Origin of the sequence: Vibrio sp. OPT18 (assembly GCF_015163615.1) — a bacterium.
GTDB classification, from domain to species: domain Bacteria; phylum Pseudomonadota; class Gammaproteobacteria; order Enterobacterales; family Vibrionaceae; genus Vibrio; species Vibrio coralliirubri.
Genome location: NZ_JADDYK010000060.1, coordinates 166,215 through 180,251 on the forward strand (window position 1 = coordinate 166,215; position 14,037 = coordinate 180,251).

Below are 14,037 nucleotides of genomic sequence, written 5' to 3' on the forward strand. Positions count from 1 at the left end.
AGGTAATAAAACTCGAATAAAAACCAAGGTAAAACATTAACTAAATTTATTTACTCGAGGTCACATATTTGATCAATTTCGATTAACTTCCCGCCGCTTAATCTTTAATCTTCTTGCTGAAGAGACAAACTGATTCCTATAAAAAAAGCGACAAAAAGCCCCTACAAGCCTTATAAATCGTCGCTCATGAAACCAGCAATCTCTTCAATGAATTTCTTAATCTTTAACTCTTTGTTTTGGTAATAAGTTTACTGAAATACCAGAGAGAAAAAGCCCAAAGAAGTCCGATCGTAAATCTATAAAAACAACAATGAGCCAACCCTGACAAAACAAAGCGGGTGTTTGCCAAACCAACATAACAATAAAAGTGCGGCCTAGAGCTTCCCTCTCTAGGACCAAGTTATAACGATCATCAACGTGATTCACCGGAGAACATCATGTCCGAAAATAAACGCAGTACGATAGGCAAATTTGCCCTACTGTCTATGACCTTCGCGGCGGTATACAGCTTCAATAACATCATTAATAACAACATCGAGATCGGCCTTTCCTCAGCTCCGATGTTCTTTCTAGCAACCATATTCTACTTTGTGCCATTTTGTTTGATCGTTGCAGAGTTTGTGTCACTGAATAAAGACTCTGAAGCGGGTGTTTACTCTTGGGTTAAAAGCTCTCTAGGCGGTCGCTGGGCGTTTATTTCAGCTTACACTTACTGGTTTGTTAACCTGTTCTTCTTCACCTCTCTGCTGCCTAGAATCATCGCTTATGCGTCGTATGCGTTCTTAGGTTTCGAGTACATATTCACACCAATGACCACCGCAATTCTGAGTACTATTTTGTTTGCGGTCGCAACTCATATCTCTAACAACGGTGCGAAATTACTGGGCCCTATCACCTCACTAACATCCTCACTGATGCTGCTGCTAACGATGTCTTACATCTTGTTATCTGGCGGGGCTTTGGTAGGCGGTATCGAGCCAGCTGACCCAATCACCATTGAAGCCATGACACCAAGCTTCAACTGGGCATTCCTTGGCGTAATCACTTGGATCTTCATGGCGGCAGGCGGTGCAGAATCGGTCGCGGTTTACGTTAACGACATCAAAGGCGGTCACAAGTCTTTCGTTAAAGTCATCATTATCGCGGGTATCTTCATTGGTGCGCTTTACTCGGTAGGGTCTGTGTTAGCGAACGTGTTTGTTTCGCGTGAAGAACTTAAATTCACAGGCGGCTCAGTTCAGGTATTTGAAGGGCTAGCAAGACACTTTGGCCTGTCTGAAATCTTGATGAACCGTTTCGTTGGTGTGGTTTCATTCACTGCAATGTTGGGCTCTCTACTAATGTGGACAGCGACGCCCGTTAAGATTTTCTTCTCTGAAATCCCTAAAGGTATCTTCGGCGAGAAAACCGTCGCACTTAACAAACAAGGCGTTCCAGAGCGTGCAGCATGGGTTCAGTTCTTCATCGTAATTCCACTGATGTTCATCCCAACGTTGGCGTCTGACACCGTTCAAGACTTGATGAGCACCATCATCAACATGACTGCAGCAGCTTCTATGTTACCACCACTGTTCATCATGATTGCTTACCTTCACTTGCGTGTAAAACTGGACCACCTTCCTCGTGATTTCCGCATGGGTTCTCGTACGGTCGGTATTACTGCTGTGTCGATTCTTATCGCTATCTTCACCGTTGGTTTCTTCGCCTCTACCTTCCCAACAGGCGCAGACATCATGACCATCATCTTCTACAACGTGGGCGGGATAGTGATCTTCCTTGGCTACGCATGGTGGAAGTACGGTCAATACGAGAAAAGCTTATCTCCAGAAGAGAAAAAACTAGAAGCAAAACCTGAACCGGCGAACGCTTAGTTTTACCCTACACTCTCATTGAAAACTTAAGGTACTCCCATTTGGTGAGTGCCTTTTTATTTGTCGGTACATTCCCACTCAACACCTAAATTTCACCAAAGCCTTCAAGAAACAAGACATTCGAGTCAACAATCGAACCGCCTATAAAGTAATTCACCAACTGAATAGCTATCACCCTAGCCATGCGTCTACACATTCAACTTAAAGTCAAAACAAAAACAAGGTAAATATTTACTAAAAAATAGATCACACTTTTAAACTTAATTAATTTTAAACATCAAAATTATCATTAATATCGGTTTTGCGATCGTAAGTAACCTGACCAATACGCCTTGAAGAGCACCCCATATTAGAAGTCAGAACTGCTTACGAACCTTCATTTATAACCCGACACAGAAGTGATTAAAATGAAAAGTAGTTTTACTAAAACCACTCTTATTACAAGCTGTATTCTTGCTGCCCTAAGTACCACAGCCCACGCGGAAGAGTCCGCAGCAAACCACAGTGATACTCAGCCTCCTAAAACAGAAACTGAAACCCTATTTAACTTTTATGGTGAGCTTGGCCTTGGTGGTCACGTGGCACTAGAAGGTGATGACAAAGGCCGTTATGCAGACGGTACTTACATCGAAGCAGGCTTGGCTATCGAACACGGTAATTGGTTCGGTCTTGCTTACATGGAAGGCTGGACAGTGCAAGCCGATGACGAAGGCAATGCTTGGGCAACTGGCCACGGCTGGGGCGGCTTCGAAGGTGGTTTTAACCGCTTTTACGCTGGCTACCGCACCGACAACAAAACAGAATTCATGATTGGTCGTATGGACTCTTCACTGGATGACGTTCAATGGTGGGGTGACCCTACGGTTGAATACGGTTACGCGATCTCAAACACACGTGACGTGCACCTTGGTGTGAAGATCCAAAACCTAGAAGGCAAGCTTCGCTACAGCGTTTCATTCGCGCCAGAGTCTGACTTCTCTGAAGACGATGCTCTCATTCACTTCGGTAAATACGACAACTTTGCAGACCAATGGAAAGATAAGAACGCCATGGTCAACGGCTACCTCCAATACGATCTGACTGACGACTTAACCCTAATGGGTGGTGGTGAAGTTCGGAACAACGATGGCGGTGAACTATTGCTATTGGGTGCTGAATACAAAAACTTTGCGACTCGTATTTGGCACGACACAGATAAAGGCAACCAAGAATCATTTGGCAGCGAATCCGGTATTCAAACCAGTGCTTGGTACGAAGCGGCTCAGGGCGTTTACCTTTCAGCAGCCTACAACTACGCAAACTTTGATGGTGACAACGGCGACAAAGAAATCACCTCTTACATCAATGCGGGCGTTTGGTACGAATACGGAAACGGCACATTTGCGACTGCTTTTGATAGCCGCTTTGGCGTAGGCAGCGACACTGAAATCGGCGACGCACAAGTGTTCGCAATGCAATACTTCTACTGGTAATAACAGGAATTGATCATGAAACTGAATAAATCATTCGCAGCTCTCGCTATCGGTGCAGCCCTTGTCGTTACTGGTTGTGCATCAAACTCCATCTCTGGCTCAGGTTCTGACACAGAACAACTGCAAGCCAACGAATTTAAGAACGTTATCGACCGTACTGGCTCACCAGAATACATGCGAGATTACGACTTCGATGACCACCAACGCTTTAACCCATTCTTCGACCTCGGCGCATGGCACGGTCACCTACTGCCAGACAGTGCAGAAGGCATGGGCGGGTTCCCAGGAACTGCGTTACTTACTGAAGAATACATCAACTTCATGGCTGATAATTTTGACCGCCTAAGCGTGTTCAAAGATGGCAAAAAAGTGGCTTTCACCATGGAAGCTTACAGCCTACCAGGCGCATTGGTTCAGACACTAAAATCTGACGATGTGACAGTAGAAATGACGATGCGTTTTGCTTCAAACCGTACCTCTCTACTAGAAACTAAAATCACCACAGACTCCCCTGTCGAATTAGTGTGGGATGGTGAACTACTAGAAAAGCCCCATGCCAAAGAAGGCGTTTCGCAAACCGACAAAACCATTGCCGAGACGTACCCTGAGTATGACCGTCAAATCGTCGCAACCGACGATGGCCTAAAAGTCACCTTTGGTAAGGTGCGTTCAACTTGGGATCTACTGACTTCTGGTGAGTCTGAATACCAAGTTCACAAGTCGATTCCAACACAAACCACAGTGGATGGCCTAGCGTTTACTTCAACCGCAAACATTGAAGCATCGACCACCATCTACACCACTTACTCGCATGTTCTAACGGCAGAAGAAGCGCAAGCAGAGCAGCCAGAAATCAAAAAGATCATGGCAAACCCTACCGATTTCTTAGCTGCATCAGCAGAACGTTGGGAAGGCTATCTTGAGATGGGTTTAACCAACCCGAACGCGACACCAGAGCAAGAGCGTGTTGCGGTTAAAGCGATGGAAACCCTAAACGGTAACTGGCGTGGCGCTGCAGGTGCGATGGAGTTTGACTCTGTGACACCATCAGTAACGGCGCGTTGGTTCTCGGGCAACCAAACTTGGCCTTGGGACACATGGAAACAAGCCTACGCAATGGCTCACTTCAACCCAGATGTAGCGAAAAATAACATCCGCGCGATGTTCGCTTACCAAATTCAGGCTGACGATGCCGTTCGTCCTTGGGATGAAGGCTACGTGCCCGATCTACTCGCTTACAACCTAAGTCCAGAACGTGGCGGCGATGGCGGTAACTGGAATGAGCGTAATACCAAACCAAGCCTAGCAGCATGGGCAGTAATGGAAGTCTATAAGACCACCAGCGATGAAGCTTGGCTCGAAGAGATGTATCCAAAGCTCGTGGCGTACCACGATTGGTGGCTGCGCAACCGTGACAACAACGGCAACGGCGTACCTGAATACGGCGCAGCACGTGATAAAGCACACAACACACCGGAAGGTGAAATGTACTTCACCGTGGTTCGTGGCGATAAACACGAGACAGTTATAGGCCAAGCTGCACTGGATAAAGTGATTGCTGAAGGTAACTACGATTACATCGAAAGCCCAGCACAAACAGCCGCTTCTTGGGAGTCAGGTCGTGACGATGCAGCCGCATTTGGTTTCATCGATAAAGATCAGCTAGACGCGTATGTAGCGAATGGCGGCAAGCGCAGTGATTGGGATGTTGAGTTCGCTCAAAACCGCGCTGAAGATGGCACATTACTAGGCTACTCACTACTGCAAGAATCTGTCGACCAAGCAAGCTACATGTACAGCGATAACAAGTACCTAGCAGAAATGGCTGACATTCTTGGTAAAGACGCAGAAGCGAAAGAGTTCCGTGAAAAAGCAGAGCACCTATCGAACTACATCAACACTTGTATGTTCGACGAAGGCACTAACTTCTTCTACGACATTCGTATCGAAGACAAACCACTAGCCAATGGCTGTGCAGGTAAACCGATCGTAGAACGTGGTAAAGGCCCTGAGGGTTGGTCACCACTGTTCAACGGCGCAGCAACGCAAGGTCACGCTGATGCAGTTGTCTCTGTGATGAAAGATACGGAAGAGTTCAATACCTACGTTCCACTAGGCACAGCAGCGCTTTCTAGCCCTGCGTTTGGCCCAGACATTTACTGGCGTGGACGTGTATGGGTAGATCAATTCTACTTCGGCCTAAAAGGCATGGATAGCTACGGCTACCGTGACGATGCGATTGAAATGGCAGGTGCGTTCTTTGACCACGCCGATGGATTAGTTCAAGACGGTCCAATCCGTGAAAACTACAACCCACTAACCGGCGAACAACAAGGCGCACCAAACTTCTCCTGGAGTGCGGCTCACTTGTACATGCTTTACAACGATTTCTTTACTGACGCAGAGTAAATCGAACCTTTTTACCTGTCCTCTGAGATTCATTAATACACCGGTTCAATAAGATACTGCGAATTAACAAATTTCAGGCTTTGGCACTCAGCGTTATGTTGAGTGCCTTTTTTATATCTGAAGCCAAATAATCGAACAAACAAGCATTTAGACTATTTGGCCTACTATGATCCTTTTACTCTATTCGCTGTACTTTAACCGTTCTCACCACAATAGAAGCGCACCTGATAATGGTAATGCTCTTTCAATAATTTGTATTCATCATGGACACTTGGCGTCCATGAATCGTCGCCGCCGACTCCCATGTGAAAACCATCGATGTACACAAACAATTGCTCTTGCTCAACTAAATCACAGGTGTGCTTCGCTTGCTGCAATTGCTGTTGCCCAAATCGACTGACAGAAAAGTGGAAGCTTCCTTTCAGTCCAAATCCACCAATCTTAGCCTCACGAACATCACAGCGTAAGCCGCAATCAGAAGGGAAAATATACGGGGTATGCATTTGCTCAATGCTCTGCTGATATCGCCCCATATGCGCTGACATCTTTCGGTCTGGGTAATTTTCATGAGGTCCGCGACCGAACCAACTCACACCATCTGGGAGATTCTTCAATGCAAATGTTAATCCCACTCGAGGTAAAGACGGCAAACCTCTCGCCGCTTGCACATCCACATCTAACTTAACCTCACCATCGTTAAATAATTGGTAGCGCCAAGTAGACAACAAACGAACCTGCCCTTGCACTGTGTGGGCAATTCTAGCTGTCACCGACACCCCGTTTTTCTGAGTGATGGATGAAAATTCGATGCACTCTGGAGTGAGCCTATCTAACCTCATCGCCTGCCAACGTGCGATCCATGAATTGGGGTCTACACGGTTTGCTTCACTGACACCGATATCGTTGTCTAATGGTGCGCGATAAAAGTTATCTCTAAGGCCACTAGCAAGTTGTTCCACCCCTTTAATTTTCCAACTCTCTAATGTCCCAGACAATCTGTCGAACTCTACTTGATAAGCATCACCAATCACCGTCAGCAGCGTGTCGGTTTCAGTCACTTTCGGTGGGTATTGCGAGAGGTTAGCATCCAACATCAATTGCGACTGAATAGGTAAGCTAAGCTGTTCAATCGCCGTCACATGGCCTTTATCCGCCCATGCAGTATTGGTGTTTAATACCACTTCAAGATTAAGGAAGTTGAGCGCATTAGCCGTCTTCGGGATAGTCACACCATTGAGTTCTATCTGGACACTCTCGCCCGCACCAACCATCAATTCGATACAACCATCGCTCGTCACCACACCACTCTGGGTAACCGTCCAATTCAACGTTTCAACCCTGCTGGTCACAAATAGGTGTTCGCTGTGTACCTCAATCACCAGTGGTGATGCAGAAACCAGCTTGAACTGATAAAACTGTTGCGCCTTTTTCACTTCATGCAGCGTTGGATGCACCGTTCGATCTGGGAATACCAAACCATTAATGCAGAACTGGCGATCATTAATCTCGTCGCCGAAATCACCACCGTATCTCCAGTACTTTTTGCCGCTCGAATCGGTTTTGGCGATCCCTTGATCGACCCAATCCCAGATAAATCCGCCCTGTAATCTTGGGTTGTCTCTAAACGCTTGCCAATATTTATCAAAGCTACCCAGACTGTTCCCCATTGCATGGGCGTACTCACAGAGAATGAGAGGACGATGCTCGTTTGGTAGAGCTATCGCTTTACGAATGCCCACGCGAGGTGTCACCTCAGGTTGACTCTCAACCACAGGTAAATCCCAATCAACCCGCGCATACATAGGACATAAAATATCGGTCGCTGCTGTATCTGCCCCGCCACCTTCATACTGAACGGGACGTGTTGGATCCGTTTGTTTCACCCATTGATACATCGCATGGTGATTGCGACCAATACCCGATTCATTACCCAGCGACCAAATGATCACGCTGGCGTGGTTTTTATCGCGCTCCACCAGCCTTGTCATTCGTCTCATGTACGCATTCAACCATGACGCATCATCGGATAAACGGCACATCGGAAATTGACCATGAGTTTCCACATTCGCTTCATCAACCAGATACAGACCATACTCATCACATAGTTCATACCACAATGGATGATTCGGATAATGAGCGGTTCTAACGGCATTGAAGTTATTTTGTTTGAGCAGTTTGATGTCTTGAATCATCCCCTCTCGAGTCATGGTGTGACCCCATTCAGGGTGATGTTCATGACGATTGACGCCACGAATCAGCAACGGTTTTCCGTTAACTTTTAGCAAACTATCGGTAATTTCAACACTTCGAAAGCCGACATCGTAAGCCTCACAATCGATTAGCTCATCATGTTCATCGAGCAATGACACCACACAGCGATATAAGTAGGGTGACTCGGCACTCCACTTGTTCGGGTTCACCACTGAAATGCTGTGTTCAGCGACTTCAGACCAAGGCCCTTTCTCATCCACAACTCGCTCACCAAAGCCCACGATTTGAGGTTCACAAACCAACTGTCCTTGAGCATCATAAAGTTCAGCTCTCAGCTTATCGCAGCCTTCTACATCATTGCTGTGCTTGGTTATTTGCGTAGAAATATTTAAAACCGCATCGCGATAGCAAGCATCTAGCTGAGTCTCAATACCAACATCCTCAATGGCGACCTTGGGCTTTCTCAATAAAGTCACATCACGGAATATGCCGCTGAGCCACCACATATCTTGGTCTTCGAGATAAGAACCATCAGACCAACGCAGCACCATGACTGCGAGCGTGTTCTCACCCACTTGCAAGTATTCAGATACATCAAATTCCGCCGGTAATCGACTGTCTTGCGAATAGCCAACCCACTTGCCGTTACACCACAAATGAAAAGCAGAATTCACGCCATCAAAGGTCAGCCTATGGGTATCTAATAGCTCCGGTTCTGCGCAGTTAAAATGCGTTCGGTAGAGCCCTGTTGGATTATCGCTAGGGACGAAGGGAGGGTTATCAGCGAAAGGATATTTCACATTGGTATAGATCGGTTTATCAAAGCCTTGCATCTGCCAGTTGCTTGGCACTGAAATCGACTTCCATGAAGAATCATCAAAATGTTCCGATACTACCTCTTCGCAGACCAACTCTGGTGAATCGAACAGCTGAAACTTCCAAGCCCCATTGAGAGGCATAGTGCTCGACGAGTTCTTCGTCATAGCCTCAACCAACGAGGTGTAACTATTTAAAGGAGCATGAGCCTCAACAACGTTGTGATGGGTGATGTGTTGATTTTCCCACTCACGGGCAGAGATGATTTGAGAGAAAGTTCTCATGACGTGTTCCTTACCAAAAGCCGTTTAACGTGAACCATTGCAAGTGATGCTCGGCGCCTCATTGCGTTCAAACATTACGAACGCCAACTAAGCAGCTCTTGCAATAATCCCTTAAGAGAAGAAAGAAAAGCCGCAGCCAGAACAGCTGCGGCTATTGAAATATTACTTAAAGGTACGCTTGCTCACTTTATCGAGTTTTTTCAATATTTTATCGATTCGTTCAGGGTGAACCATAAACTCTTGGAAGCCTTTCATGCCTTCTTTGGCCATCGCAGGGTCGGTGTCTCGGTCATAGAATTGAGCCGTACCATCACTGGATGCCAACATCGCGACGCCTTTGTCTAAAAACGGGTCAGACTTCGCTTTAGCTTTGTTGTTGGTTGGGATCTGTAACAGCATCTCATTGATCAGCTGCTGGTTTTCAGCGCGAGCAACAAACTCTAAGAACTTACGAGCATCTTCTTTGTTTTTCGCTTTTGAAGGTATGTGCAGCGTATCCATTGGGGCATCTTCAGACATAGGAATACTTGGGTCGATCACCGGGAACTGGAAGAAATCCATCTTGCCTTCCAACTCAGCAGGGAAGTTAGGCGTGATGAAGTTACCCATCAGGTACATCGCCGCTTTACCGTTGTACAAGAAAGGTTGAGCTTCTTGCCATGAATAAGACGCGTGGTTCTCTAGGAAGTAACCAGGCTCAACTAACTCCGCCCAATTAGCGAAGGTTTTCTTCACTCGCTCATCAGAATAAGGCACCTTGCCTTCCATTAACTGAATATGAAAATCCAAGCCGTTAGTACGCATGTTGATATAATCAAACCAACCAGCGGCGGTCCAAAGGTACTTGGTACCAATCGCAAACGGCGCTACACCATTTTCTTTAAGTGTTGCAGACGCAGATTTCAAATCTTCCCACGTTTTCGGCTCCGCAATTCCATATTGCTCAAAAATGTCTTTGCGGTAGTAGATACCCCATTGATAATACGTGTACGGCACACCAAACTGCTTACCTTGTACTGTCATCGCAGGCGCGGCAGCCGCAAAGTCTTGCTTCATGTTGTTGTCAGCCCAAATATCACTGACATCCTCAAACAGGCCACGGTCAACAAAGGCTTTCATTCGGTTGCCCGCATACCAAAAAACCACATCCGGCGGCGAAGTGACCAACCAATTACGAATCGTTGTTTTATACGACTCGTGATCGTACAAGTTGTACTTCACCGTAATATCTGGGTTTTCTTTTTCAAAGCGGTTAATGATCTCACCCCACGCCTCTTTTGGCGCAGGATCAGAAGCATCTGAGTTGATAACGAGTGTCCCTGCAAACGATGTTGCAGACATGGAGGCAGCGAGCACTGCACTGGCAGCGATATGTTTCACGTATTTCATATTAAGGTCCTTGTTATGGAGCTAAGCTCTCTAAGTCCAATTCTTATTGTTTTATCTCGTAGGGTTGTTCGTGTTTTAGTTTCTCTTCAATGATTCATCCATTCGGGATGTCGGTAGCAATAACGACTTAAAGCCGTCGCTATTGCTAGATTCGTGTATCGATTCTTATCTAGTGATTTACCCTTTGGTCGCACCCAATGTCAGGCCTGCGATAAAGTGCTTTTGCATGGTAAAGAACAGCACTACCGGTGGGATAGCCGCGACCACGGCACCCGCCGACATAAACTGCCAAGACGCCAGCCATTGGCCTTGAAGTGAGCTCAAGCCTGCAGTTACAGGACGAACGTCATCACTCTGAACCAGTACTAGAGCCCAGAAGAAATCGTTCCAAATAAAGGTAAACACCAATACGGCTAACGCCGCTAAAGCTGGGCGAACCAAAGGGAGTACGACATGCCAGAATATTTTCCATTCACTCACCCCTTCAACACGCGCCGCTTCGATCAAGGCATCAGGGATCCCGACAATAAAGTTACGCATGAACAAGGTACAAAAACCGGCTTGGAAAGCGATATGGAAAAAAATCAACGCCCAGTGAGTGTCGTATAGACCGAGTCCAATAGTTAAATCACGGACTGGAATCATCAGAATTTGGAACGGAACAAAGTTACCCGCGATGAACATCGCAAAAATCCACACATTGGCTTTGAAGTTGTATTTAGCCAAGGCATAACCAGCCAGCGTAGATAACGCCACGGCACCAGCAACCGCTGGCAATGTGATGATTAAACTATTGATGAGGTACTGCCCCATCGACGTTGAGGTAAATACTTGAGTGTAGTTTTCAATGAACTGAATCTCGCTTGGCCAGCCCCAGTAGTTACCTTTGTTGATGTCTTCCATCGAACGAATCGAGGTCATCATTACGGCGATAAGTGGTAATAACCACATCACAATGGAAATAGGCAGTGCAACTCGGTAGCTAATGTTGGTAAAGCGACCGGCTTTTTGAATTGGTTGCGGAAACATTATTTTTCACTCCTTAACATGCGCCACAAGAAGTAAGCGATATAGATATCCATAATCAGAAATAGCACCACAGAAACCGCTGCACCGTAACCCATTCGATAGTTAAAAATAGACTCTTCATACATCTGGTACGCAAGTACTGTCGAGCTGCCCCAAGGGCCGCCTGCCGTCATGGTGGCAACTAAATCAAATGAACGCAGGGCACCAATTACGGTGACAACCACGGCGATAAAGGTTGCGGGTCTTAACTGTGGAAGCACCACATACCACAACATGCGCCACTTCTTTGCACCATCAAGGCGAGCCGCTTCTAACTGCTCAGGATCGAGGTTATTCAGCCCCGTTAAATATAAGATCATGCAATAAGAGATCTGAGGCCATAAGCCAGCAGCGATGATTCCGTAGGTCACATAGTCTTCATCAGCAAGTATCGAAATTGGCTCGAAGCCAAGCGACCCGAGTGCAATATTGAAAAGGCCAAAAGAGGGGTCATAGAACCAAGCAAATACGAGGCCTACCACCACTTGAGAAATAACGAATGGGAAGAAAAACAGAGATTTTACGACACGAATGCCTTTCACTTGTTGGTTGAGGAAAAGGGCAATCGCCAAGCCACAGGGTGGCGCAAGCATAAAGAAGATCAACCAAAGAAAGTTATTCGTTAACGAAGTATAAAAAGCATCTGAGTCAAAAAGCTCACGATAGTTCTCAAGCCCCACCCACTCCTTTTCTCCTAATCCATCCCACTCAAAGAAGCTCAGCCAAATACTGTCCAATATGGGATAGATAACATAGAGAGAGAAGATAGCGATGGCTGGTGCCAAGAACAGCCAAGGCGAGACCTTGGAACTGATGCGCCTTTTGTTCTTCGCTGATGGGGTGCGATTTTCTGGGTATATCGTTTTCACAGATTGCTCCATTTCCCAAAATTCCTTGTATTAAAAGCTTGGTTTACTTCTTGGTTAACTTCCATCTGAATTTATAAATCCCAATCAGTAGCTCAGCATTTATAATGATTACGTTCAAATATTAGGCTTATTGATAATATTACGCACAGTTATGTTTTATTTATGTAAACGTTTTCACAAAAATCAGTATAGATCGCAGGATTTATATGACAATGATCAATAAATCATGCGAGGCACCTAACAAATTTCTGATGAAAGCGTATGTTTTAAAGGCAAAGAGATGTAGTCCAACGAAGCAAGGAGAGAGCATGGCTGATATCAGCTTAAAAAAGGTCATCAAACGATATGGTGATATACAGACCATCCATGGTGTTGATCTAGAAATAAATAATGGCGAATTCGTCGTATTCGTTGGACCATCAGGTTGCGGAAAATCAACCCTCTTACGCTTAGTTGCTGGCTTAGAAGAAATCACTGAAGGCGAGATTCATATTGGAGACGATCTTGTTAACGATGTCGATCCTGCTGAGCGCGGTGTAGCAATGGTATTTCAATCCTACGCACTCTACCCACACATGACCGTGGAAGAAAACATGGGCTTTGGCCTCAAAATGAATGGCGTAGCGAAGGAAGTCGTTGAAAAGCAAGTCACCGGTGCGGCAAAGACGCTCCAACTAGAACCTTTATTGAAACGTAAACCGAAAGAACTGTCAGGTGGGCAGCGTCAACGTGTAGCGATCGGCCGAGCAATAGTTCGCAACCCTCGCGTATTCTTATTCGATGAACCGCTCTCGAACCTCGATGCTGAACTTCGCGTCGATATGCGCTTACAAATCGCCAAATTGCACCAAGATCTGCAAAATACCATGATTTATGTTACGCACGATCAAGTCGAAGCCATGACGCTTGCAGACAAGATCGTGGTATTAAGAGATGGTCGTGTTGAACAAGTCGGCTCTCCACTCGATCTATACCACTCTCCTCAAAATGAATTTGTGGCTGGCTTTATTGGCTCACCGAAAATGAATTTCTTACCGTGTGTTGTTAACAGCACCTCAGAAACACACGCCCAACTCGCCGTTAACGGTGTCAGCCAAATTACCCTCCCCTTACCAAGTGATGGATTAAAAGAGGGACAAAGCATCACGCTGGGCATTCGACCTGAACATTTAGAGATTAACAGTGGCTCCGATATCACCATTGAATTTCAAAGTGAGGTGGTCGAGCGACTAGGGAACAGCACTTATATGTTTGGCCAGTCTTGTGGCGTGGATAGCTTTAAGGTACACCTACCAGGAGACCAAGAGGTGACTCGATACCAATCGCTTGAACTGAATTTCTCCTCAAAAGATTGCCACCTATTCGATGATCAAGGGCAACGAATTAACTAGACTTTAAAACGGTAGAGCTAGCTCGATGTCGCTAGCTTTGCCATTTTTCAAACTCACTTTCCGTTCATTTCAAGCAATTACTTGCTCCCATTTTGTTCCTCTTAATGGCTTATGAAATCCCGCTCAAAAATTTCATCACTCTCACTGAAATATTGGGTTCTGAAGACTTATTCGAATTTTATTTATCCTTATTAGCCTTCCGGACATTAATTTGATAGTCGTTTACTAAATAATCGCTAAACTATAGTGTCGCCTAC

Annotated in this window: 8 protein-coding genes; 4 read left to right on the forward strand and 4 right to left on the reverse strand. The window is 45.9% G+C overall.

The annotated features are described in order from the left end of the window. Positions 1–437: 437 nt before the first annotated feature. From IQQ51_RS15800 to ygjK, 3 genes are all read left to right on the forward strand, one after another. On the forward strand, positions 438–1,871 hold the full coding sequence (locus IQQ51_RS15800) for an amino acid permease (protein ID WP_048615552.1): 1,434 nt from the start codon (positions 438–440) through the stop codon (positions 1,869–1,871). A gap of 407 nt (positions 1,872–2,278) precedes the next feature. Next, positions 2,279–3,343, forward strand: coding sequence for a protein YgjJ (ygjJ, locus tag IQQ51_RS15805; RefSeq protein WP_048605573.1), 1,065 nt, complete (start codon positions 2,279–2,281; stop codon positions 3,341–3,343). A gap of 15 nt (positions 3,344–3,358) precedes the next feature. Continuing rightward, the gene (ygjK, locus tag IQQ51_RS15810) at positions 3,359–5,752 is read left to right on the forward strand and encodes an alpha-glucosidase (RefSeq protein ID WP_193841556.1); all 2,394 of its coding nucleotides are present in this window, start codon (positions 3,359–3,361) and stop codon (positions 5,750–5,752) included. Positions 5,753–5,946: 194 nt separating this feature from the next. Here the strand turns inward: ygjK and IQQ51_RS15815 are convergent, their stop codons facing one another. From IQQ51_RS15815 to IQQ51_RS15830, 4 genes are all read right to left on the reverse strand, one after another. Further along, on the reverse strand, positions 5,947–9,063 hold the full coding sequence (locus IQQ51_RS15815; RefSeq protein ID WP_193841557.1) for a beta-galactosidase: 3,117 nt from the start codon (positions 9,061–9,063) through the stop codon (positions 5,947–5,949). Between the two features lie 162 nt (positions 9,064–9,225). After that, positions 9,226–10,452 (reverse strand): ABC transporter substrate-binding protein, encoded by a 1,227-nt coding sequence (locus IQQ51_RS15820; RefSeq protein ID WP_193841558.1) that lies wholly within the window; start codon positions 10,450–10,452, stop codon positions 9,226–9,228. 177 nt (positions 10,453–10,629) lie between these two features. After that, positions 10,630–11,481, reverse strand: a complete 852-nt coding sequence (locus tag IQQ51_RS15825; RefSeq protein WP_050644910.1) for a carbohydrate ABC transporter permease — start codon at positions 11,479–11,481, stop codon at positions 10,630–10,632. Then, a complete protein-coding gene (locus IQQ51_RS15830; protein WP_122082204.1) occupies positions 11,481–12,401 on the reverse strand; it encodes a carbohydrate ABC transporter permease in 921 nt (306 codons plus the stop codon). Before IQQ51_RS15830 ends, IQQ51_RS15825 begins: the two co-directional genes overlap by 1 nt. A 296-nt stretch (positions 12,402–12,697) precedes the next feature. Here IQQ51_RS15830 and IQQ51_RS15835 point away from each other — a divergent pair, with 296 nt between their 5' ends. After that, positions 12,698–13,780: an ABC transporter ATP-binding protein gene (locus IQQ51_RS15835; RefSeq protein WP_193841559.1), complete on the forward strand. Its 1,083-nt coding sequence runs from the start codon at positions 12,698–12,700 to the stop codon at positions 13,778–13,780. Positions 13,781–14,037 lie beyond the last annotated feature (257 nt).

Excerpts from the sequence above, each read along its gene's own strand:
- IQQ51_RS15835 (WP_193841559.1), top strand. The coding sequence starts at position 12,698 with ATGGCTGATATCAGCTTAAAAAAGGTCATCAAACGATATGGTGATATA.
- ygjK (WP_193841556.1), top strand. The coding sequence starts at position 3,359 with ATGAAACTGAATAAATCATTCGCAGCTCTCGCTATCGGTGCAGCCCTT.
- IQQ51_RS15825 (WP_050644910.1), bottom strand. The coding sequence starts at position 11,481 with ATGTTTCCGCAACCAATTCAAAAAGCCGGTCGCTTTACCAACATTAGC.
- IQQ51_RS15820 (WP_193841558.1), bottom strand. The coding sequence starts at position 10,452 with ATGAAATACGTGAAACATATCGCTGCCAGTGCAGTGCTCGCTGCCTCC.
- ygjJ (WP_048605573.1), top strand. The coding sequence starts at position 2,279 with ATGAAAAGTAGTTTTACTAAAACCACTCTTATTACAAGCTGTATTCTT.
- IQQ51_RS15815 (WP_193841557.1), bottom strand. The coding sequence starts at position 9,063 with ATGAGAACTTTCTCTCAAATCATCTCTGCCCGTGAGTGGGAAAATCAA.
- IQQ51_RS15800 (WP_048615552.1), top strand. The coding sequence starts at position 438 with ATGTCCGAAAATAAACGCAGTACGATAGGCAAATTTGCCCTACTGTCT.
- IQQ51_RS15830 (WP_122082204.1), bottom strand. The coding sequence starts at position 12,401 with ATGGAGCAATCTGTGAAAACGATATACCCAGAAAATCGCACCCCATCA.